Source organism: Serratia sp. CY83965 (assembly GCF_052166375.1).
GTDB classification, from domain to species: Bacteria; Pseudomonadota; Gammaproteobacteria; order Enterobacterales; family Enterobacteriaceae; genus Serratia; species Serratia marcescens.
Genome location: NZ_JBJNOV010000001.1, coordinates 1,439,549 through 1,459,432 on the forward strand (window position 1 = coordinate 1,439,549; position 19,884 = coordinate 1,459,432).

20 protein-coding genes are annotated in these 19,884 nt (G+C 59.5%); 6 read left to right on the forward strand and 14 right to left on the reverse strand.

Annotated elements, in window-relative coordinates; genetic code table 11:
• Positions 1 to 45: 45 nt before the first annotated feature.
• Positions 46 to 2,400: a hypothetical protein gene (locus tag ACJ8PL_RS07300; protein WP_442530997.1), complete on the reverse strand. Its 2,355-nt coding sequence runs from the start codon at positions 2,398 to 2,400 to the stop codon at positions 46 to 48.
• A gap of 305 nt (positions 2,401 to 2,705) precedes the next feature.
• Between ACJ8PL_RS07300 and pdxY the strand changes: the two genes are divergently transcribed.
• Positions 2,706 to 3,566, forward strand: a complete 861-nt coding sequence (pdxY, locus tag ACJ8PL_RS07305; RefSeq protein ID WP_442530998.1) for a pyridoxal kinase PdxY — start codon at positions 2,706 to 2,708, stop codon at positions 3,564 to 3,566.
• Between the two features lie 39 nt (positions 3,567 to 3,605).
• Here the strand turns inward: pdxY and gstA are convergent, their stop codons facing one another.
• From gstA to ACJ8PL_RS07325, 4 genes are all read right to left on the reverse strand, one after another.
• On the reverse strand, positions 3,606 to 4,211 hold the full coding sequence (gstA, locus tag ACJ8PL_RS07310; protein WP_016927904.1) for a glutathione transferase GstA: 606 nt from the start codon (positions 4,209 to 4,211) through the stop codon (positions 3,606 to 3,608).
• 92 nt (positions 4,212 to 4,303) lie between these two features.
• On the reverse strand, positions 4,304 to 5,188 hold the full coding sequence (gene dapA / locus ACJ8PL_RS07315) for a 4-hydroxy-tetrahydrodipicolinate synthase (protein ID WP_049300527.1): 885 nt from the start codon (positions 5,186 to 5,188) through the stop codon (positions 4,304 to 4,306).
• A 361-nt stretch (positions 5,189 to 5,549) separates the two neighbouring features.
• Complete coding sequence (locus ACJ8PL_RS07320; RefSeq protein ID WP_004938373.1) at positions 5,550 to 5,813, reverse strand: DUF3811 domain-containing protein; 264 nt, start codon at positions 5,811 to 5,813, stop codon at positions 5,550 to 5,552.
• A gap of 95 nt (positions 5,814 to 5,908) precedes the next feature.
• On the reverse strand, positions 5,909 to 6,604 hold the full coding sequence (locus ACJ8PL_RS07325; protein ID WP_016927902.1) for an HD domain-containing protein: 696 nt from the start codon (positions 6,602 to 6,604) through the stop codon (positions 5,909 to 5,911).
• 202 nt (positions 6,605 to 6,806) lie between these two features.
• On the opposite strand from ACJ8PL_RS07325, the gene ACJ8PL_RS07330 reads away from it, so the two are divergent.
• The gene (locus ACJ8PL_RS07330) at positions 6,807 to 7,199 is read left to right on the forward strand and encodes a nuclear transport factor 2 family protein (RefSeq protein ID WP_004938379.1); all 393 of its coding nucleotides are present in this window, start codon (positions 6,807 to 6,809) and stop codon (positions 7,197 to 7,199) included.
• On the opposite strand, the gene ACJ8PL_RS07335 is transcribed toward ACJ8PL_RS07330, so the two are convergent.
• Positions 7,196 to 7,465: a hypothetical protein gene (locus ACJ8PL_RS07335; RefSeq protein WP_004938382.1), complete on the reverse strand. Its 270-nt coding sequence runs from the start codon at positions 7,463 to 7,465 to the stop codon at positions 7,196 to 7,198. The genes ACJ8PL_RS07330 and ACJ8PL_RS07335 overlap by 4 nt on opposite strands.
• A 276-nt stretch (positions 7,466 to 7,741) precedes the next feature.
• On the opposite strand from ACJ8PL_RS07335, the gene ACJ8PL_RS07340 reads away from it, so the two are divergent.
• Entirely contained in the window at positions 7,742 to 8,122 is a 381-nt protein-coding gene (locus tag ACJ8PL_RS07340) for a nuclear transport factor 2 family protein (RefSeq protein ID WP_015377744.1), read from the forward strand.
• 7 nt (positions 8,123 to 8,129) lie between these two features.
• On the opposite strand, the gene ACJ8PL_RS07345 is transcribed toward ACJ8PL_RS07340, so the two are convergent.
• Positions 8,130 to 8,510, reverse strand: coding sequence for a RidA family protein (locus ACJ8PL_RS07345; RefSeq protein WP_028128181.1), 381 nt, complete (start codon positions 8,508 to 8,510; stop codon positions 8,130 to 8,132).
• 188 nt (positions 8,511 to 8,698) lie between these two features.
• Between ACJ8PL_RS07345 and ACJ8PL_RS07350 the strand changes: the two genes are divergently transcribed.
• The gene (locus ACJ8PL_RS07350; protein WP_370446670.1) at positions 8,699 to 9,544 is read left to right on the forward strand and encodes an aminoglycoside phosphotransferase family protein; all 846 of its coding nucleotides are present in this window, start codon (positions 8,699 to 8,701) and stop codon (positions 9,542 to 9,544) included.
• Here the strand turns inward: ACJ8PL_RS07350 and ACJ8PL_RS07355 are convergent.
• Entirely contained in the window at positions 9,509 to 10,012 is a 504-nt protein-coding gene (locus ACJ8PL_RS07355; protein WP_004938395.1) for a cupin domain-containing protein, read from the reverse strand. The two genes, ACJ8PL_RS07350 and ACJ8PL_RS07355, sit on opposite strands and share 36 nt — an antisense overlap.
• A gap of 100 nt (positions 10,013 to 10,112) precedes the next feature.
• Positions 10,113 to 11,300, reverse strand: coding sequence for a benzoate/H(+) symporter BenE family transporter (locus tag ACJ8PL_RS07360; RefSeq protein ID WP_016927899.1), 1,188 nt, complete (start codon positions 11,298 to 11,300; stop codon positions 10,113 to 10,115).
• Between the two features lie 115 nt (positions 11,301 to 11,415).
• Here ACJ8PL_RS07360 and ACJ8PL_RS07365 point away from each other — a divergent pair, with 115 nt between their 5' ends.
• Positions 11,416 to 11,979: a helix-turn-helix domain-containing protein gene (locus ACJ8PL_RS07365; protein WP_117286836.1), complete on the forward strand. Its 564-nt coding sequence runs from the start codon at positions 11,416 to 11,418 to the stop codon at positions 11,977 to 11,979.
• Positions 11,980 to 12,173: 194 nt separating this feature from the next.
• Positions 12,174 to 14,267, forward strand: a complete 2,094-nt coding sequence (locus ACJ8PL_RS07370) for a prolyl oligopeptidase family serine peptidase (protein WP_442531000.1) — start codon at positions 12,174 to 12,176, stop codon at positions 14,265 to 14,267.
• A 75-nt stretch (positions 14,268 to 14,342) separates the two neighbouring features.
• Here ACJ8PL_RS07370 and dtpA read toward each other — a convergent pair whose 3' ends face one another.
• From dtpA to rsxD, 5 genes are all read right to left on the reverse strand, one after another.
• Positions 14,343 to 15,857, reverse strand: a complete 1,515-nt coding sequence (gene dtpA, locus ACJ8PL_RS07375) for a dipeptide/tripeptide permease DtpA (protein WP_016927896.1) — start codon at positions 15,855 to 15,857, stop codon at positions 14,343 to 14,345.
• A 604-nt stretch (positions 15,858 to 16,461) separates the two neighbouring features.
• Positions 16,462 to 17,103 carry an endonuclease III gene (gene nth, locus ACJ8PL_RS07380; RefSeq protein WP_004938407.1) on the reverse strand — a complete coding sequence of 214 codons (642 nt, stop codon included), beginning with the start codon at positions 17,101 to 17,103 and terminating at the stop codon, positions 16,462 to 16,464.
• Positions 17,103 to 17,801 carry an electron transport complex subunit E gene (locus ACJ8PL_RS07385; protein ID WP_004938409.1) on the reverse strand — a complete coding sequence of 233 codons (699 nt, stop codon included), beginning with the start codon at positions 17,799 to 17,801 and terminating at the stop codon, positions 17,103 to 17,105. The genes nth and ACJ8PL_RS07385 overlap by 1 nt, the downstream gene beginning before the upstream one ends.
• The gene (gene rsxG, locus ACJ8PL_RS07390) at positions 17,798 to 18,427 is read right to left on the reverse strand and encodes an electron transport complex subunit RsxG (protein ID WP_004938412.1); all 630 of its coding nucleotides are present in this window, start codon (positions 18,425 to 18,427) and stop codon (positions 17,798 to 17,800) included. Before rsxG ends, ACJ8PL_RS07385 begins: the two co-directional genes overlap by 4 nt.
• A 9-nt stretch (positions 18,428 to 18,436) precedes the next feature.
• Positions 18,437 to 19,522, reverse strand: coding sequence for an electron transport complex subunit RsxD (gene rsxD, locus ACJ8PL_RS07395; RefSeq protein ID WP_442531002.1), 1,086 nt, complete (start codon positions 19,520 to 19,522; stop codon positions 18,437 to 18,439).
• Positions 19,523 to 19,884: the final 362 nt, after the last annotated feature.

Below are 19,884 nucleotides of genomic sequence, written 5' to 3' on the forward strand. Positions count from 1 at the left end.
TTCGCGAATGCGGCCGCCGTTTGAGGCGACCGCACCCGCAGAGAGTTAGACCAAACTTAGCTCTGTGACGGATGGGGTGGAAGTGCCGGCAAGATCAATAGTCGGCGCCCGATAATGAAGGTTTGCTGCAATCTCATAAATATCTTTATCTCCCAAGGAGAATACAATGTCCTCAGCGTCAAATTGCTTATTGTGATTATTATCAATGATAATGTATGCATTGGTTGCCAACTTGAACACGCCTACGCTTTGCAGATTATTTTCACTGCCGCCATGGGTTATTTTTGATAGCGCCTGAGCAAATATATCTTGCGCCGTGCTGTCGTCTGCGACGGTTAATGAATCAAACAGGGTATTGATGTCGGCCATTTGCGTCAGGCTGCCATAAGGCACGATATTGCCGGATTTTTCGCTGTCGAACAGCCACTGTTGACCCCGAACACCAACGGTAAGCGTGTCGGTCGGCGTGAGAGTGTTAATCGTGACCATGCTGTCGATCGTGCTTTGTTCAAAGTTGATTTTGTTGTGGTGCGCGTATTGATTGGCCATCGCCAGGTTATTCAGCGTGGTATTGCCTTTGATAGTCAGGGTCTGAGTATTGGTGTACTGGATGTTGATCTGTTCGCCGGTCAGTGCGCCGATAATACCGCCATAGGCGCTCGGGTCGTTCAGTGCGGATAGCAGTTTATAAAACTCGCCGCCGCCGCTGCCGGCCTTATCCAGCTTCAGTTCGGTTTCAACGCGCGGGATCCCTTCATTCATGGGATCGAAAATGGGTTCAATAACAATATGTTTCAAGCTGTCGCTAAAGTCAGCTTTTACCGTCACTTCCAGCTTTCCTATGCCGCTGATGTTGATCTTGGAAATATTGTTGCCGGCGCCTTCCAGCGCCACCGAGGCGAGTTTCGAACCATTGGCATACAGCCGCAGCTCTTCTTGCGGCCGTGCACCAATGAAATGGCTGGCGAAACTGAGCGTTCCTGCGTCCAGGCGTTCGATGGCGCTATTTCCGATGCTTACCCCCCAAGGGCCAAATAACGTCGAGGGAGGCGTAACCGGCGCCAGTTCCAGGTGAAGCTTGCTCTGCGCACCGGCATCGCCGTTGATGGTGAGAAAAGGCAGCGTGTCGAAGACGGGAAGATTGATGATATGTACATTATCGGCGAAACCGGAAAGCGTAAGCCCTTGACTTCCCGTCCAGTAATAACCGTCACCACTTTTTACAGCATGGGGCGCCTGCTGTAAGTGGGTGACGCCTGTATAATGGTCGTTATAAATACTGGCCGTTTGATTGATTACGCCATAATCGAATACGTTGGCGCCTTCTGTCGCGATCAATTTGCCATCCAGATAAATGTTTCCGGTACCGCGATAACCTGCCAGATCGATCTGAGGAAAGAATTGGAACTGGTTAACATTGGTTTTGATTATTCCTTCAATACTGCCGCTTGCCGTTGTGGTCAGATAGATATCCTTTAAGATCAGGTTGGCGGAAATAACGCCATCCGCATCAAAATAGTTCTGTGCGGTGAACGTCGTGCTGACAATATTGGCGCTATGATTCACGCCATTGCCATTCCAAAACAGACTGGCACCACCGATGCCAAAAAGAATTTCCATTTTGGCATTGGCGAGATCGAACTTATCGGAAATCACCACCACATCCCGTTCGGTACCAAATGTAATCTTGTCTACCGTTTTGAAGTAAGGGTTATCATCCAGATTAAGCCGTAAAGCGAATCCCTTATTTTTTAGCGAGTTCAGGGCGGTGGTATCGGTTGGCGCACTCCCTTGCAAGGTCACCTCTTTCAACTGGGGCGAATGGCTGAAATCAACGGCGGCCGAGGCATTCACATTAAGAAAGACGTGCGTCAGAGCGGCCAATTCCTCAGGACTCAACGGATGCTGACTGCCGGTGTTCACCGAGCCGCTCAATATGCCGTCGGCGGAGAGCGACAATTCGGCGATAGGCGTGTAATTCAGCGGTTGAGCGATCTTGAGTTGATAGGCGGCGACATCCGTCGAATGAGGCTCACGAGCGCCGTCGAGTGGGAGCATCCCCTTGCAGAATGACGCGATGCTGGTTTGGTATCGATCGTGGCCGGTGTTCTGTAGCACGGCCAGGGAGACATCCTGGCTCAGATTTTCGTGATACAGCGAAGCGTAGATTTTTTCGTTGTTGTCTGCCCACAGGAAGTGGCGGGCGCTGGCCAGCAGCTTAAACTGCTCGACGGAAGGTGTCCCGCTGGCGAGCGAACGGCTAAAGGTATCGAGAGCGGTCGCGTCGGCGAAGGCACCTGACTCACTTTGGCTATCAGCGCTTTTCTCAAGCTGTTTAGCTAAATAAGTCAAGGTATTGGCATCGGCCTTCTTTCCCCATTGAAGTTTCAGTAAGCTCATGAAATATATCCTCTGGATACGCTGAAGTGATAGTGAATGAATAGACAATTACAGTTCATAAGGGCCGAAATGCAATGTTAGGCCAGTCTGAGGATGGCCTGATTTTTCCCGCTGTCACTGCCTTGTCGGTCGGTTCTCGGCTTTTTTTGGATCGGACTTTTCGCTACAATATGCCGCCGTCGAAAGCATAAAAATTCCTCTCATTTCTTGTTTTTAACAGCGCCGGCATGACGTTTTCGCGTTGTGCACCCATTATCATTTCGCCGCGGGCTGATGCACACGGCATGGCGAGGTCAGTTGTTCCGATGAAAAACATTCTTTCTATCCAGTCGCACGTGGTGTTTGGTCACGCCGGCAACAGTGCGGCTGAATTTCCGATGCGCCGCATGGGCGTCAACGTCTGGCCGCTGAACACGGTACAGTTCTCCAACCATACGCAATACGGCCAGTGGACCGGCTGCGTCATGCCGGCCAATCACCTGACCGAGATCGCGCAGGGCATCGCCAATATCGATCAGCTGAAGCGCTGTGATGCGGTATTGAGCGGTTATATCGGTTCGCCGGAGCAGGGCGACCATATTCTGGAGATCGTGCGTCAGGTTAAGCAGGCGAACCCGAATGCCTGGTATTTCTGCGATCCGGTGATGGGACATCCGGAAAAAGGCTGCATCGTGGCGCCGGGCGTGGCCGAGTTTCACTGTCGCCAGGCGTTGCCGTGCAGCGACATGATGGCGCCGAACCTGCTGGAGTTGGAGATGCTGAGCCAGATGGCCGTCGCCAACGTGGCCGATGCGGTGCAGGCTGCCCGCGCGCTGATCGCCAAAGGGCCGCGGCTGGTGCTGGTCAAGCACCTGGCCCGCGCCGGCTATCACGCCGACTGCTTCGAAATGCTGCTGGTGACGGCGGTCGAGGCTTGGCACATCAGCCGGCCGCTGGTGGACTTCGGCGCGCGTCAACCGGTCGGCGTCGGCGATTTGACCAGCGGTCTGCTGCTGGTGGATCTGCTGAAGGGTGAGGCGCTGGATAAAGCGCTGGAGCACGTGACCGCCGCCGTGTATGAGGTGATGCTGACGACTCAGGAGATGGGGGAATACGAGCTGCAGGTAGTGGCGGCGCAGGATCGGATCGTGCAGCCGCGCAGCGAGTTCAAAGCGGTAAAACTGTAAGTGCAACGGGCCCCGGCGATAGCCACCGGGGCCGAATGTTTACTTCAATCCTTCGGCGTTCAGCGCCGCATCCACCGCCGGGCGCGCCGCAACGCGATCGAACCAGGCCGCCAGATGGGCGTGCTTGCGCACGTCAAACTGCAGGGCGAATGCCCAGCGCAGCACGGTGAACAGGTAGGCGTCAGCCACGCTGAAACGGCTCCCCAACAGGAAGTGCTGCTTCGCCAGTACCGAATCCAGATAGCTGAACTGCTGCTCCAGCTTGGCGCGCGCGATGGTTTTGTATTCCTCGGGCGTTTTCGGGTTGAACAGCGGGCTGAATCCTTTGTGCAGCTCGGTGGCAATGTAGTTCAGCCATTCGATCGCGTGGTAGCGCGACAGGGTGCCCGCCGCCGGGATCAGGTTGCGATCCGGCACGCGGTCCGCCAGATATTGCACGATCGCCACGCCTTCGGTCAGCAGGCTGCCGTCATCCAGCAGCAGCGCCGGGACCTGTCCCTTGGGGTTGATGGCGAGGTAATCGGCGCCGCTCTCGGTTTTCTTCTGCGCCAGATCGACCTTCTCCGCCGTAAAATCCAGCCCTGCCTCACGCAGCACGATATGCGGGGACAGCGAACAGGCGCCGGCTTTATAGAACAGTTTCATCGGAAGCTCCTTGTTGATGACGAATGACGGGCATGCTTAACCTCTCATCGTAGTCCCGTGGCGCCAAAATTACAGCGGCTTAGCTAACAAATTTAACCGACGATCGCCTCTGCGGGCTGCAGCTGCGCCAACGTCGCGGCGATCTGCTGCTGCAGCGCCGGCGGCGCCACCTGCATCGGCGAACGCAATTCGTTGGCGATCAGACCCTGCTGGGCCAGCACCGTCTTGACCGGCGCCGGATTCGGGAAGCTGAACATCTGGTGGATCATCGGCAGCAGCTCATAGAAGTTGCTGCGCGCCGCGGCCAGATCGCCGGCGGCGACCTGCTGCACCAGCTGGACGAAACGTTCCGGGTGAACATGCGCGGCGGCGGAGATGGCGCCGGTGCCGCCGAGGCACAGCGTGGTGAGGATCAGATTATCTTCCCCGGTCATCACATCGATTTCGCCATCGGCGATCAGCGCCATGGTGGCGTCAGGGTTGCCGCCGCAGTCCTTGATGGCGGTGATGCGCGGATGGCGAGCGAGCCGGCGCAGCGTGGCCAGCTCCATGGCGATGCCGGTGCGCTGCGGAATGTTGTACAGGATCACCGGCACGGCGGAGGCGTCGGCCAACTGGGTAAAATAGTCGATCAGGCCGCATTGCGAAGGGCGGATGTAATAAGGCGCCGGGATCAGCACGCCTGCGATGTCGCGCAGCTGAATGGCCTGCTGCATTTGCAGCGTGGCGGCCATGTTATTGCCGGAAAGGCCCATCACCACCTGGCGTGCAGGCGCCACCTCCAATACGGCGTCGAGCACCGCCAGCTGTTCTTCTTTGCTCAGCGCAGCGGCTTCACCGGTGGAGCCACAGACCACCAGACCATCGACGCCGGCGTCGAGCAGGTGCCGCGCCAGGCGTTGCACCGCCGGCAGGTCGACGGCGTCGTGATTGAAAGGGGTAACCATCGCCACCCAAATACCCGAAAATGAGGCCATAAAATATTCCTTCTGTGTGACCGATAGAGAAGCCAGATGAGAAAATTGAAGGCGGGGCGTTGCGTGCCATCCAGTCAGCTCATCTGACGGGACAGCGCGCCCCGGTCAAATGAGCGTCTGTTTCTTCGATGTAACCGCCGCCAAACCGCCAACGAGCAACGCAGGTGTCATCAGAATATCAGCGTTGCGTGGGTAGGCCATGGCAGTCTCGCGAAAAGGGGAAGTGGGGTGATAATGAATATTCTTCATCAGACTGTCAATTTACAACAGATTGATAACATTGTTATTCATGATTCACCGGTGAGGATGAGTTTGGCTAATAAATAAAAATCCCCGCCGCGGCGGGGAGGGTTGAGTTGGCTCAGCGCGGCGGGCGGGAGCCGATGGTGGCGGACCAACTGAAAGTGTCGCCGCTCGGCCGGTAGCGATTGGCTTTGCGTTCTGCACGCTCCGCCTTGGCGAGCTTCGCTCTGGCGGCCATGATGCGCGCCACCACTTCATCCTTGACCTTGTGCTGTTCGGCATTGGTCAGCGGCCTGCCATGGCTTTTACGCGCCTTGTCCAATTCGGTTTTCACTTCCCGCTGTTCGCTTTCCGTCATCTCTTTCAACGTCAACTTTTTCATCTGTGCCGCCCGTTCGGTGAAGTTGACTTACAGTTTAGCGGCGTTATATGACCGAAAATGTTATGGGCATAACGAAAATGCCCCATAGGCCGGCATTACACCTCTTCCAGCAGATCGTCGACAAAGCGCCGCATGCGTTCGGTGCGCTGTTCGGCCATCTGCCGCCCGGCGGCGGTCTGGAAGCCGTCTTGCAGTTTGAACAGCTTGGTTTCGAAGTGATCCAGGCTGAAACGCTTGTCGTCGTATTGGCGATGTTCAGCCCGCGGGTCGGCGGCGTCGTACAGCGCGCTGCGCATGCGGCCGCCGATATAGAAGCAGCGCGCCACGCCGATAAGGCCGATAGCGTCGAGGCGATCGGCATCCTGCAGGATCTTCGCCTCCAGCGTTTGCGGCGGGATGCCGGCGGAAAAACTGTGCGCTTCAATGGCGTGAGCCACCGCCGCGATGTCCGCCGGCGCCCATTCCAGCCGGGCCAGCGTCAGCGTGGCTTGCTCCGCCGCCATGCGCGAGGCCAGATGGCGCTGCGGCGAATTCTTTTCCACCGCGACGGCGTCGTGCAGCAGCACCGCCGCGCAGAGAATGCGCCGGTCGCCGCCTTCCAGCTTGCTGATCCGACGGCAGTTCTTCCAGACCCGATGCAGGTGCGCCACGTCATGCGAACCGTCGTCCGACTCGAGGGTGAGCGGCAACAGCGTTTGCGCCAGCGTCTGGTAGGGGGAAAACGGTTGTAACAACTCTTGCGTCAGCGAGGGTAAAGACACGTTCAGCTCCTGTTGGGGAAAATCGGTCAATCAGCATAGCCGTGTCGGATGCCGGGAAAATGACAGAAAAATGGCTATTGTTTACTAAAGTGCAACCCACTATTGTCATAACTGCGGTTTTTGCAGCGAAACAAGCAACCTAGAATAGCCGCATTCCGCCGTCTCCGCTTGGTGAGAGCCTGTGTCCGCGGGGATGGCCGGAATATCCTCATCAGCCATTTGGAGAAGAGACATGCCAACCCCTCTTGAAATAGTGCGCGCAACCTATGAAGGCAGCTCCGAAGAAAACGGCCGTAATCTGCTGGCGGCGCTGGCCCCCGATGCCGAGTGGACCGAAGCCGCCGGTTTCCCTTACGCCGGTACCTATATCGGCCCGGAGAACATCATCAAGAACGTGCATCAGCGCCTGGGCAGCGAGTGGCAAGGTTACCGCGCCGATGTCGATCACTTTTACGACGCCGGCGATAACGTGATCGCTCAGGGTTTTTATCACGGCACCTACCGGGCCACCGGCAAATCCTTCAGCGCCTCTTTTGCGCATATTTATACGCTGCGCGCCGGCAAAATCGTGAAGTTCGTGCAGATCGTCGACAGTGCTAAAGTGCTGGAGGCGATGCAGCCTTAATCGCCGCTGCGCTTGCCGAATTTGCGGTCGAACTCGCGCCGGTAACCCCGGGCCTTGTTGCGATCGCGGATCCACAAATAGCCGCACACCAGCGCAACCGCTCCCGAGAAGGTGACGTTGCGCATATCCCGGTCATACCAAAACACCAACAGCGCATCCAGCGCCGCAATCAGCGCGATCCATTTGTACATATGGGATTGGCGCCGCGTGGCGGCGTTGAGTCGTTTTAACTGTCTGGCTTCGTCCAACACCGGTTTTTGCTGCATAGCGTTTCGTTATCGTCAGGCTGTTCACGCTAAATTAGCAGAATTTCCCTCACCGTCGCAAAGATTAACGCGCGGCGCCATGCGGTTTTCACCGCCCCTGGCACGGCGCAGAAAATTTATGCGCGGGCGCTTGAATTGTTCATCGGGCGTGATAGGTTATTTATTCGTTATTTTTGGTTTTTTATTCAAAGTTCGCCGTGTCATCAAGCTGCAGCACGGGGCGGTTAACGTGATGGGTTCGACGCATGCGGCGGTTAACTTCGGCAGGAGGATGTGATGAACGATAAAACGGCACGCCCGCAGGATGTGGTTCAACAACAGCTTGACGCCTATAACGCCCGCGACATCGAGGCCTTTATGGCCTGCTGGGCGGACGACGCCCAGTATTACGAACATCCAGACACGCTGTTGGCCAGCGGCAAAGCGGCGATCCGTGAACGGCATCTGGTGCGTTTCCAGGAACCGAGTCTGTATGGCGAACGGATAAAGCGCATGGCGGTAGGCAATATGGTGGTCGATCAGGAGGTGGTGACGCGCAATTTCCCTCAGGGGCGCGGCAAAATGGATGTCATCGCCATCTATGAAGTGGAGCAGGGGCGGATCGCCAAAGCCTGGTTCAAGATCGGCCCCTGCGTGCCGGATGAGGGCGCGCTCTAGCCGCGCATTATTGCAACGCCATCACCGCCTCTATTTCCACACACACCGCGGGTGAGAACAACGCGCTGACCGCCATCAGTGAACAGGCCGGCAGCGCGCCATCGAAATAGTCAAACAGCACCGGGCGCACGCCCGCCAGATCGGCGATGTCGGTCAGGAACACGCTGATTTTAATCAATGCCTTGAGGTTGACGCCTTCGCTGGCGGCAATGGTGGCCAGCTGTTCGAGGATCTCCTGCGTTTGCTCCGGCGCGCTCAACCCCTGAGCGTCGGTGGCGAAAGCCGTCAATCCGGAAACGTATAAGCGATCGCCGTGGCGCACCGCATGCACATAGGGGCCGCCCGGCGTCGGCAACTGCGGATAATTCGTGCGTTTTAATGATGTCATGGTCAAACCCCGCGCAAGACCGGTTAATAAAATCGGCAAACTTGGTTAGGATACTGAAGAAACGGCGGCCAGGCGCCGCGCACCGATGATATTTGAGAGTATCATCCCTCTTTTTTATACGTCGTCTTCACCCGAATGTGACAGTGCGGCGCAGCTCGGCCACAAGGACGCATGAGACGATGAACCCGATTTTTACTCCCTACCTGCAACGCTGGCAACTGGAACAGGACGGCAAAGCCTTCGAAACCCACAGCAGTCTGCTGATGCCGGTGCGTTACCGGGGCGAGGCCGCCATGCTGAAGATCGCCCGCGAGCAGGAGGAGCGCTTCGGCGGCCAGCTCATGTGCTGGTGGCGCGGGGAAGGCGCCGCGCTGGTGCTGGCGTGGCACGACGACGGCATTCTGCTGGAGCGCGCGCAGGGCGAAGGTTCGTTGGCGCAGTTGGTGCGTGATGGCGACGATGAGCAGGCCACGCAGATCCTGTGTCGGGCGATCGCCGCCTTGCATGCGCCGCGAGAGGCACCGCTGCCCGAATTGATCCCGCTGCAGGAGTGGTTCAGCTCGCTGTGGCCGGCGGCGCAGGCGCACGGCGGCATGCTGCGCCTCAGCGCCACAACGGCGGCGGAATTGCTGAGCAGCCCGCGAGAAGAAAGCGTGCTGCACGGCGACATCCACCATGACAATGTGCTCGACTTCGGCGAACGCGGCTGGCTGGCGATCGACCCCAAGCGTTTGTACGGCGAACGGGGCTTCGATTACGCCAATATCTTCTGCAATCCCAACTATGGTATCGCCACCGATCCGGCCATTTTCCAGCGCCGCGTGGAACAGGTGTGCCGGTTGGCCGGGTTGGAGCGCCGGCGCTTGTTGCAATGGATCCTGGCCTGGTCGGGGCTCTCCGCCGCCTGGTTCATGGAAGACGGGCAGGCGGCGGATATCGACTTCCGCGTGGCCGAACTGGCGGCGCGCGCGTTGGATATCCCGTTGCCGGACGGCGATTCAGGGTTCATCCTGCCAGTAATCGAGCGAGGTTGAAGGGCGCTGCAGGTAGCGCACCTGCTCGCCGTCTGCGCTGCGCGCCATCGCCTGGTATTTGCCGGAATCCGGGTACATCACCAGCTCCGGCTGTTCGCGCGTGCTGACGGACAGGTACTTCAGCGGCGCATCGGAAGTGTTGATGATCTGGTGCGGGTATTCCGGGCCCGGCGGAATGAAAATGACATCTCCGCTGACGATCGGCAGCATTTCTCCAGCCACCCGCAGCGTACCGCTGCCTTCCAGAATGATGAACATTTCTTCCTGAGCGTAGTGAAAATGGTAGGGGCAGGAACGCATGCCCGGCGCCACGCAATCGAAAGAGGCGCCCAGTTTGTCGGCGGCGGTGCCGGTGCCGAGACGGGCGCCGACGCTGTCATACAGCGGCGGCCGCCGGTCATGTTTCATCTCTACCTGTTCGACATTGCGTATCAGGCGCTGAGCTAACAGCGCGGCTTTCTCAGTCATAAGCTTCCTTGGTGACGGCGTCACTTATTAGGTGAATTGACAGTCAGACGACAGAGAAAGTGAAGGCGCCACGGCGTCGCTTGTCAATGTAGACCGCCCGTTACGCCTCGGAGGTTCGCCGCGGCAGCGACAGCAGCAGATGGGCGATGGCGCCGCCGACAATCCCCCAGAAGGCAGAACCGATGCCGAGCAGCGTGACGCCGGAGGCGGTGATGAGGAAGGCGATCAGCGCCGCGTCGCGCTGTTTTTCATCATGCAGCGCGCGTTGCAGGCTGCCGCCAATGGTGCCGAGCAACGCCAGCCCGGCAATGGTGTGGATCAGGGCGACCGGCAACGCGCTGAATAGCAGGCCGATGGCGCCGCCGAACAGACCGGCCAGCAGATAGAAGCCGCCGGCGGCCACTGCGCCCATATAGCGCCGCTGCGGATCGGGATGCACATCCGGCCCCATGCAGATGGCGGCTGTAATGGCCGCGATGCACACCGAGAAACCGCCGAATGGCGCCAGCAGCAGCGCGGTCAGCGCCGTCCAGGCGATCAGCGGTGAGGTGGGGACGCGGTAGCCCGCCGCCTGCAGCGTAGCGATCCCGGGGGCGTTCTGTGAAGCCATTGTGACCACGAAGAAGGGCACGCCGATGCCGAGCAGCGTCGGCCAGCTGAAATGCGGCGCGATAAATTCCGGCACGGCGAATGCCGGCGTCTGTTGCGCCAGCTGGATATCGCCCTGCAGCGCGGCGATCGCCAGCCCAATCGCCAGCGTCAATACGATGGCGTAGCGCGGCAGGTAACGGCGGCTGAGCAGATAGGCCAGCCCCATGCCGGCGCTGAGGGGAAAATTGAGCTGCAGCGAAGCGAAGGCGTCCAGCCCGAAACGCAGCAGGATCCCCGCCAGCATCGCCGCAGAAATCGCCTGTGGAATATAGTCCATCAGGCGGGCAAACAGCCCGGTGACGCCGCAGAGCAGGATCAGACCGGAGGCGAAGATAAACACGCCGATCGCCTCGTTGATCGGCGTGCCGGGCAGGCTGGTGACCAGCAGCGCCGCGCCGGGCGTCGACCAGGCGGTGAGGATCGGGGTGCGATAGTAAAGCGACAGCCCGAGGGAGGTGACGCCCATTGCGATCCCCAGTGCGCTCAGCCAGCCGCCGATCTGCGCCGGCGTGGCGCCCGCGGCGGCGGCGGCCTGAAAAATGATGGCGGCAGAGCTGGTATAACCGACCAGAACGGCGACAAAACCGGCCATGACGGCAGGCAGGGTCAGATGACGCAGGGTGACGGCAGGGCGCATGGGCAGCTCCAATCGGTGGTTGTGCGTTATAACGCACAGCGAGAAATCAGCATAGCATCGTGCGTTATAGCGCACAAGCGGGTATAATCGGGCACGATACGCAGAGGAGAACAGGATGCAGGAACTTGCCGGCCATTTGGCGCACACCCTGCGCACGTTGCGCGCACAGCGCGGTTGGAGCCTGACGCAGGCGGCGGAATACACCGGCGTCAGCAAGGCGATGCTCGGGCAGATTGAACGCGGCGAGTCCAGCCCGACGGTGGCGACGCTGTGGAAGATCGCCACCGGTTTCAACGTGGCGTTTTCCGCCTTCCTTGAGGCCTCGCCCGCGCAGCAGCAGGCGACGCTGCATCGCTACGGCGAGCTGCCGGTGTACGATCAGGACAATGCCGATATGCGCGTGGTGCCGCTGTTTCCCTACGATCGCCAACTGGGTTTCGACATGTTCGTCATCGATCTCGCGCCGGGCGCGCTCAGCGAATCGTCGCCGCATGAGCCGGGCGTGATCGAGCATGTGATCGTGATCAGCGGCCGGTTGGAATTGGCGATAAACGGCGAGTGGCACAGCCTGGCGGCCGGCGAGGCGATGCGCTTTCAGGCCGATCGGCCTCATGCCTACCGCAACGCCGGTTCACAAACGGTGCGTATCCACGATCTGATCCACTATCCTCAATCCTGACTCAACGCGGCGGCCGTGGGCTTTGACTCCGCGCCGCCAAACGCCTACCTTGTTGAAAATGACTCTTATTTCACAGGTTGTCGCCCATGACGGGGCGGCGTTGCAGCCGACTCAAAAGGAGCTTGATTTTGCCGGTCACCAATCGACGTCAGTTTATTAAACTCAGTGCACAAACCGCAGGAGCCGTATTCGCGATGACTTCATTACCCAACAGTATCCGCCTGGCGATGGCGGCGGAGGGCGGCGCGGCCGCCGGCGATGAATTCCTGTGGCTGGAAGAGCTGCAGGGTAAAAAAGCGCTGCAATGGGTGCAGCAGGAAAATCAGCGCACCGTGGCGCGTTTCGGCCAGGGCGAAGACTTTCAGCGCATTGAGCGCGAAGTTCTGGATATCCTCAATAAAGACACCCAGATCCCGTGGGTGAGCAAACGCGGCGAGTACTATTACAACTTCTGGCAGGATCAGGCCAACCCGCGCGGCCTGCTGCGGCGCACCACGCTGGACGAGTACCGCAAGGCCAAACCGGCCTGGGAGACGGTGCTGGATATCGATGCGTTGGGCAAGGCGGAAGGCAAGGATTGGGTCTATCAAGGCTCGCAACCGCTGGCGCCGGAATACCGTTATTGCCTGATGCAGCTGTCGCCGGACGGCGGTGACGCCACCGAAATCCGTGAATTCGATCTGGTGGCCAAACGCTTTGTCAAAGACGGTTTCAACGTGCCGGTGGCGAAAAGCCGGGTTTCCTGGGTCGATCGGGACACGCTGTTCATCGCCACCGATTTCGGCCCCGGCTCGATGACCCAGTCCGGCTACGCGCGCATCGCCAAACGCTGGCGGCGCGGTACGCCGCTGAGCGCCGCCGAAACGCTGTATGAAGCGCGGCCCGAAGACATGGCGGTCTTCGCCTATCACGACCGCACGCCGGGCTTTGAGCGCGATTTCGTCGGCCGCAGCCTGGACTTCTATCGCCGTGACTATTTCTTGCTGGCTCAGGATGGTCGGCAGAAAAAAATCGACATCCCGTCCGACGCCGAGCTGGATACGCATCGGGAATGGCTGCTGATCAAACCGAGCAGCGACTGGGAAGTGGGCGGCAAGCGTTATCCGTCCGGCGCGCTGCTGGCGGCCAACTTCGATGACTATCTGGCGGGCAAGCGCGAACTGCAGCTGCTGTTTACCCCGACGGCGGAGCAGGCGCTGAGCGGCTACAGCGGCACCCGCGATCACCTGATCCTCAGCATCATGGATAATGTGGTCAACCGGCTGGAGGTGCTGACGCCGCAGGGCGGCAGCTGGCAGCGTCGTCCGCTGGGCAACCCCGGCGCCATCAGCACCCTTTCCGCCGGCGGCATCGACGAAGAGAGCAACGCCTATTTCCTGACCGTCAGCGGGTTCCTGCAGCCGACCTCGCTGTATATGGGCAATCTCGACGGCGGTGAGGCGACGCTGTTGAAACAGGCGCCGCAGGACTTTGACGCCGCCGGCTATCAGGTCAGCCAGCATTTCGCGCGCTCCAAGGACGGCACCCGCGTGCCGTATTTCCAGATCGCCGCCAAAGATCTCAAAGCGGACGGCAGCACGCCGACGCTGCTGTATGGCTACGGCGGGTTTGAAGTGCCGCTGTTGCCGGGCTATCTCGGCGGCAAGGCGCCGGCCTGGCTGGAACGCGGTGGAGTATACGTGGTGGCCAACATTCGCGGCGGCGGCGAATACGGTCCGGCCTGGCATCAGGCGGCGCTCAAGCAAAACCGCCATCGCGCCTACGAGGATTTCGCCGCCGTGGCCGAAGATCTTATCGCACGCAAGGTGACCTCGGCGCCGCATCTTGGCGCGCGCGGCGGCAGCAATGGCGGCCTGCTGGTGGGCAATATGCTGACGCTGTATCCGCAGCTGTTCGGCTGCATCGTCTGCGAAGTGCCACTGCTGGACATGCAGCGCTATACCCAGCTTTCCGCCGGCGCGTCGTGGATCGCCGAATACGGTGACCCGAGCAAGCCGGAGGAATGGGCCTACATCAAGACCTTCTCGCCATACCACAACATTCAGGCGCAGACGGCCTACCCGCCGGTGCTGTTCTATACCGCGACCAGCGACGATCGGGTCAACCCGGCCCACGCCCGCAAAATGGCGGCGCGCATGCAGGCGATGGGGTATCAGCAGGCCTATTTCTATGAAAATACCGAAGGCGGGCACAGCGCCGCCGCCGACAAGCAACAGGCGGCGTTCCACAGCGCGCTGGTAAGCGAATTCATGTGGGCCAACCTGAGCGGCAAACCCAAGTCAGCGTAAGCCTTTTTCTTGCGGCATAAAAAAACACCGGGGCGTTAACCCCGGTGTTTTTATTTACGCTCAATCCGCTGGCGGTCAGCGAGCCGCAGTGGCTTCCTGCGCTTGCTGATTGGCGTCTTCGGTGGTGTCCAGCGTCATGCGGTACAGCTTCGGCGCGGTCAGCATCATCAGGATAGCGATGACGGCGGTGACGATGCCGATCTGCATAAACACATGGCTGTAGATGGCCAGCGAAGCGTGCGCGTCGTTGATGTCGCTTGGCACGGCGGTCAGACCGGCAACCTTACCGGCGATCAGCGCGGCGGCGGCGGTAGTCAGGAACCAGGAGCCCATGATGAAGCCCATCAGACGCTGTGGCACCAGCTGCGCTACCATCGCCAGGCCCAGGCCGGAAATCATCAGCTCGCCGATGCTCTGCAGCGCGTAGCTCAGGATCAGCCAGTTGACCGACACGATGCCCTGTTCGTTGGCGAAGCTGGCGCCCCATGGCAGCACCAGGAAGGCGCAGGAGCAGAGGATCATGCCGAAAGCGAACTTGTGCGGCATCGGCAGGCGATCGCCCATTTTGTTATACAGCGCGGCCAGAATCGGGCTGGCGAGCATGATCCAGAACGGGTTCAGCGCCTGATACTGCTCCGGCTCGAAGGCGACGCCGAAGATGCTGTGTTCCACGTTATGGATGGCGAAGAAGTTCAGCGAGGTTGGCATCTGGCTGTACAGCACGAAGAACACCACCGCTTCCAGCATCAGCAGGAAGGCGACGATCATCTTGCGGCGTGCAGCGCCGTGCAGGGCGAAGGTTTCCTTGGCGAACACCAGAACGATGCCGGCGGAAACGAGGGCCAACGCCCAGCGCGCGATCACCTGGTTGTGCAGCAGCCAGCTGGACACGGCGATCAACGCCACGATGCCGACCAGCACCATCAGCAGCTTCGGCAGATGCAGCGGCTTGAAGTCAGGTCTGGAGCCGTTTTCCTTCACCCACTTGTGGCACATCATAAAGTTGACCAGGGTGATCAGCATGCCGACCACGCTCAGGGAGAACGCCACGCTCCAGCCGTATTTCGCCGCCAGCCACGGGGTGGCCAGCATGGAGAAGAAGGAACCGATGTTCACCGACATGTAGTACATGGTGAAAGCGCCGTCGATGCGCGGATCATCTTTCTCATAGCAGGTGGACAGCAGGGAGGACGGGTTAGCCTTGAACAGGCCGCTGCCCACGGCGATGGTCGCCATGCCCATGTAGACCCAGAAGATGTCGTGGCCGGAGTAGGCCACCATGGCGTAACCGGCGGCCAGCACCAGCGCGCCGAGCACGATTACGCGTTTGGCGCCCAGCACCTTGTCGCCCAGCCAGCCGCCGATGGCGACGAAGCCGTATACCAGGGCACTGAAGGAAGAGAACAGGGTGATGGAATCGGCTTCGCTCATGCCGAGCATCTTGACCAGATAAACCGCCATGATGCCCTGCAGGCCGTAATAGCCGAAACGCTCCCACAGTTCGATCGAGAAGATCAGGTAGAACGCTTTCGGTTGTTTGAACGCGTTAAGGCTAACGCTCTCCGGGTGTTGGTTGTTTGCTGTTGACACTGGTACCTCTGTTTTTTCGCAGCCCGTCTTTGGAGGACGGGAAAGTACAAAAGTTGATGCGGAACGGCATCCTTTTGCGTTGTTATAGGATGGGGACGGCGGTTAATGTTCACTATCTTTGTCAACGTGGCAAGCAGTTTGTCATATTCGGTTACATTTAACGCTCGCAGGATTATGCTGCGATGTTGCAAATGTTATGCAGTATTAACTTTCGGGTTTTAATGGTTTGCCGATTTTTTGTTTTGATTAAAAGCTATACGCATTTTAAACAGGGATATATTCTGCTGAATTGCTATTTTTTAGCGCATCAGTGTATGTGTGGTTGTTAATCCATTGGAATGTTGTGCATATGCAGCGTTTTGTAAAATTATAGAAATTTAGGAAAACGGGACTGGCATTTGTGAACGCCTTGTGATCCTGAAAGCGTGACGTTCACCGCAATTTTTGACTAATTTTTCGCTTGAAAATAACGCGACACTGAGTTTTTCACTGAAAACCGTGATAACGCCGGGGTTACTGCTGCGCGATATCACATTTCCGATAAAAAAGAGGCGCTGGCGGGGGGGAGTGGCGGCGACGGGGGCGGTTTGCCGCCCCGTCAGACTCAGGATTCTGGATAAACCTTCTCTTTATACTCGCACAGGTCTTCGATGATGCAGGAGCCACAGCGCGGTTTGCGCGCGATGCAGGTGTAGCGCCCGTGCAGGATCAGCCAGTGATGGCAATCGACCTTGAATTCGGCGGGCACCACCTTCAGCAGCTTCTCTTCCACCTGATCGACGTTCTTGCCCGGCGCGAAGTGGGTGCGGTTGCACACCCGGAAGATGTGGGTGTCCACGGCGATGGTCGCCCAGCCGAAGGCGGTATTGAGCACGACGTTGGCGGTCTTGCGGCCGACGCCCGGCAGCGCTTCCAGCGCGGCGCGATCTTCCGGCACTTCGCCGCCGTGCAGCTCCAGCAGCATACGGCAGGTTTTGATCACGTTTTCGGCCTTGCTGTTGAACAGGCCGATGGTCTTGATGTACTCCTTGACGCCATCAACCCCCAGCGCCAGCATGGCGGCGGGGGTGTTGGCGACCGGGTAAAGCCTGGCGGTCGCCTTGTTGACGCTCACGTCGGTGGCCTGTGCAGACAGCAGCACTGCAATCAGCAGTTCAAACGGCGTGGTGTACACCAGCTCAGTGGTCGGGTGCGGGTTGTTGTCGCGCAGCCGGGTCAAAATTTCCAGTCGCTTCTGCTTGTTCATCAGGCCTTCTCAGCACGTCCTTGTTCCAGCAGCGGTTCCGCCGCCACGGCGCGAGCTTTGCGCGCCTTCATTTTTTCGTCGATCAGATATTTGACCGCCAGCAGCAGCCCCAGGCCGATAAAGGCGCCCGGCGGCAGCATGGCCAGCAGGAATGGGCTGTCGAAATGCACCACTTCGATGCGCAGCGATTTGGCCCAGCCGCCCAGCAGTTGGTCGGCGCCGTCGAACAGCGTGCCGTTGCCCAACAGTTCGCGCATCGAGCCCAGCGTCACCATCACGCCGGTGGCGCCGAGGCCGATCGCCATGCCGTCCAGCGCCGAGAGGCCGACCGGCTTCTTGGCGGCCACCGCTTCGGCGCGGCCGACCACGATGCAGTTGGTTACGATCAATGGAATAAAGATGCCGAGCGACTGATACAGGCCGAAGGCATAGGCGTTGATCAGCATCTGCACGATGCTCACCACCGCGGCGATGATCATCACGTAGATTGGAATACGCACTTCGCTCGGCACCCAGCGGCGCACCGCGGAGATGGAGGCGTTGGTCAGCGTCAGCACCAGCGTGGTGGCCAGCCCCAGGCCGAGTGCGTTGGTGACGGTGGAGGTCACCGCCAGCAACGGACACATGCCCAGCAGCTGCACCAGGGCGGAGTTGTTTTTCCACAACCCCTGGACGATCAATTCTTTGGCTTCACTCATTCGGCGGCTCCACACGCAGGTAAGCTTTCAAGTTTAGGCGGCAGCGTTTCCATATACAACGCCGTGCGGCGCACCGCATTGACCACCGCCCGCGGGGTGATGGTCGCGCCGGTGAATTGGTCGAACATGCCGCCGTCTTTCTTCACCGCCCAGCGCTTATCGTCCGGGCCTTCGATTTTCTTGCCGCTGAAGAAAGAAATCCAGTCGGAAATGCGCAGTTCAATTTTGTCACCCAGCCCAGGCGTTTCGTGGTGTTCAATCACCCGGGTGCCGAGCACCGTGCCGTTGAAATCGGCGCCGACCAGCAGCTTGATGGCGCCGGAGTAACCGTCCGGCGCGGTGGTTTCCAGCGCGGCGGCAGTCGGCTGCCCGTTTTTGCGCGCCAGGTACAAGCGGTGCGGCGCGCCGTCGCCCAAGGCCGGATCGCTGACCAGCAGGCATTCGTTCTGCATGATGTTGTCGTAGTTTTCCGGCGGCACCACCTGATCGAGCAGCGCTTTTTGCTGCAGCGCCGCCTGATGGGCGATGGTGGTTTTCGTCAGGGCGTAGACCACGGCGGTCAGGCCGGTGGTGACCGCCGCAAACACCGCCAGCGTGGTGCCGTGCTTTCTCATGGAATTCAGCATGGCGGCTCCTTAGCGATGGCCGTACACGCGCGGCTGCGTGTAGTGGTCGATTAACGGGACGGTGATGTTGGCGAGCAGCACGGCGAAGGCCACGCCGTCAGGGTAGCCGCCATAGACGCGGATCAGCCAGACCAGCACGCCGATCAGCGCGCCGTAGATTAAGCGGCCCTTCGGCGTGGTGGAGGCGCTGACCGGATCGGTGGCGATAAAGAACGCGCCCAGCATGCTGGCGCCGGAGAACAGGTGGATCAGCGGCGAAGCCTGATGCGCCGGATCGATCCACCAGGCCAGACCGGAACAGAAGGCGATGGCGGCCAACATGCTGCAAGGGATTTGCCAATGGATCAGGCGACGCGCCAGCATAAACAGGCCGCCGGCCAGGAAGCCGAGGTTGACCCACTGCCAGCCGATGCCGGCCAGCGCGCCGCCGAACAGCGGCTGCTGCAACACCTGTTCCACGCTGTGGCCGCTGCGCAGGCCGGTTTTGAAGCCGTCGAGCGGCGTGGCCTGGCTGATGCCGTCCACGCCCATCTGCAGTTCGTGCAGCGTCGTGCCCTGTGCGGTATGGCCGCTGAAAATGGCCAGCAGCGTGTCGTGGAGCGAAAGCGCGGTGGCGCGCAGCTCATCCGGCGGCAGCCAACTGGTCATCTGCACCGGGAAGGAGATCAACAGCACTACGTAACCGACCATCGCCGGGTTGAACGGGTTCTGCCCGAGGCCGCCATACAGCTGTTTGGCGATAACGATGGCGAAGAAGGTGCCGATGACGATCATCCACCACGGCGCCAGCGGCGGCAGGCTGATGCCGAGCAGCAGCGCGGTCAGCAGGGCGGAGTTATCCGCCAGCCGGCTGCGCACCGGCAGCTTGCGCAGCTTGAGGATCGCGCCTTCCGCGGCCAGCGCGACGATCGCCGCCAGCGCCACCTGAATCAGCACGCCGTAGCCGAAAAACCAAATCTGCGCCGCGATGCCGGGAATGCACGCCAACATGACCCATAGCATAATGCGGCTGGTGCTTTGCTGGTTGTGGGTGAAAGGCGAGCTGGCGATGTGTAAGCCTTTGGCGGCTGTGGGTGATACCGGCCTGAACTTCATAGAGTAACGATACCTTCTGCGCCGCGCCTGCGGCAGTTTCGATGCGCCATACTGCGGGCGCGGCAAAAATGATAGCCGAGCATTCTACCTGATTCGATGCGAGGGTAATACGCCTTAATGATAGGGGTATTCGGCTTTCCGCGCATCTGGCGATCGGGGCGGCGCGATTTGATTTTTTTTTGGCCGGGAAATGGGCTAACGTGAGGAATTGTCAGTGGAACTTGTGCCGCCATCGACCGCGGGAAATGGGGTAAGCGTATGAATGAGATATCATTTTTCTCCAGACTTCCGCACAAAATAACAACTTTCACATAATCCGTGTAGGTTACTATCGCGAACATTATTGAGTCAGTGAATCCATA

Bases quoted from the DNA above. Each gene is read 5' to 3' on its own strand.
- ACJ8PL_RS07365 (WP_117286836.1), top strand. From the start codon at position 11,416: ATGCAGGAACTTGCCGGCCATTTGGCGCACACCCTGCGCACGTTGCGC.
- ACJ8PL_RS07355 (WP_004938395.1), bottom strand. From the start codon at position 10,012: ATGACTGAGAAAGCCGCGCTGTTAGCTCAGCGCCTGATACGCAATGTC.
- dapA (WP_049300527.1), bottom strand. From the start codon at position 5,188: ATGGCCTCATTTTCGGGTATTTGGGTGGCGATGGTTACCCCTTTCAAT.
- ACJ8PL_RS07335 (WP_004938382.1), bottom strand. From the start codon at position 7,465: ATGCAGCAAAAACCGGTGTTGGACGAAGCCAGACAGTTAAAACGACTC.
- nth (WP_004938407.1), bottom strand. From the start codon at position 17,103: ATGAACAAGCAGAAGCGACTGGAAATTTTGACCCGGCTGCGCGACAAC.
- ACJ8PL_RS07385 (WP_004938409.1), bottom strand. From the start codon at position 17,801: ATGAGTGAAGCCAAAGAATTGATCGTCCAGGGGTTGTGGAAAAACAAC.
- gstA (WP_016927904.1), bottom strand. From the start codon at position 4,211: ATGAAACTGTTCTATAAAGCCGGCGCCTGTTCGCTGTCCCCGCATATC.
- ACJ8PL_RS07360 (WP_016927899.1), bottom strand. From the start codon at position 11,300: ATGCGCCCTGCCGTCACCCTGCGTCATCTGACCCTGCCTGCCGTCATG.
- ACJ8PL_RS07330 (WP_004938379.1), top strand. From the start codon at position 6,807: ATGCCAACCCCTCTTGAAATAGTGCGCGCAACCTATGAAGGCAGCTCC.
- ACJ8PL_RS07300 (WP_442530997.1), bottom strand. From the start codon at position 2,400: ATGAGCTTACTGAAACTTCAATGGGGAAAGAAGGCCGATGCCAATACC.
- ACJ8PL_RS07340 (WP_015377744.1), top strand. From the start codon at position 7,742: ATGAACGATAAAACGGCACGCCCGCAGGATGTGGTTCAACAACAGCTT.
- ACJ8PL_RS07370 (WP_442531000.1), top strand. From the start codon at position 12,174: ATGACTTCATTACCCAACAGTATCCGCCTGGCGATGGCGGCGGAGGGC.
- ACJ8PL_RS07320 (WP_004938373.1), bottom strand. From the start codon at position 5,813: ATGAAAAAGTTGACGTTGAAAGAGATGACGGAAAGCGAACAGCGGGAA.
- rsxD (WP_442531002.1), bottom strand. From the start codon at position 19,522: ATGAAGTTCAGGCCGGTATCACCCACAGCCGCCAAAGGCTTACACATC.
- ACJ8PL_RS07345 (WP_028128181.1), bottom strand. From the start codon at position 8,510: ATGACATCATTAAAACGCACGAATTATCCGCAGTTGCCGACGCCGGGC.
- pdxY (WP_442530998.1), top strand. From the start codon at position 2,706: ATGAAAAACATTCTTTCTATCCAGTCGCACGTGGTGTTTGGTCACGCC.
- rsxG (WP_004938412.1), bottom strand. From the start codon at position 18,427: ATGCTGAATTCCATGAGAAAGCACGGCACCACGCTGGCGGTGTTTGCG.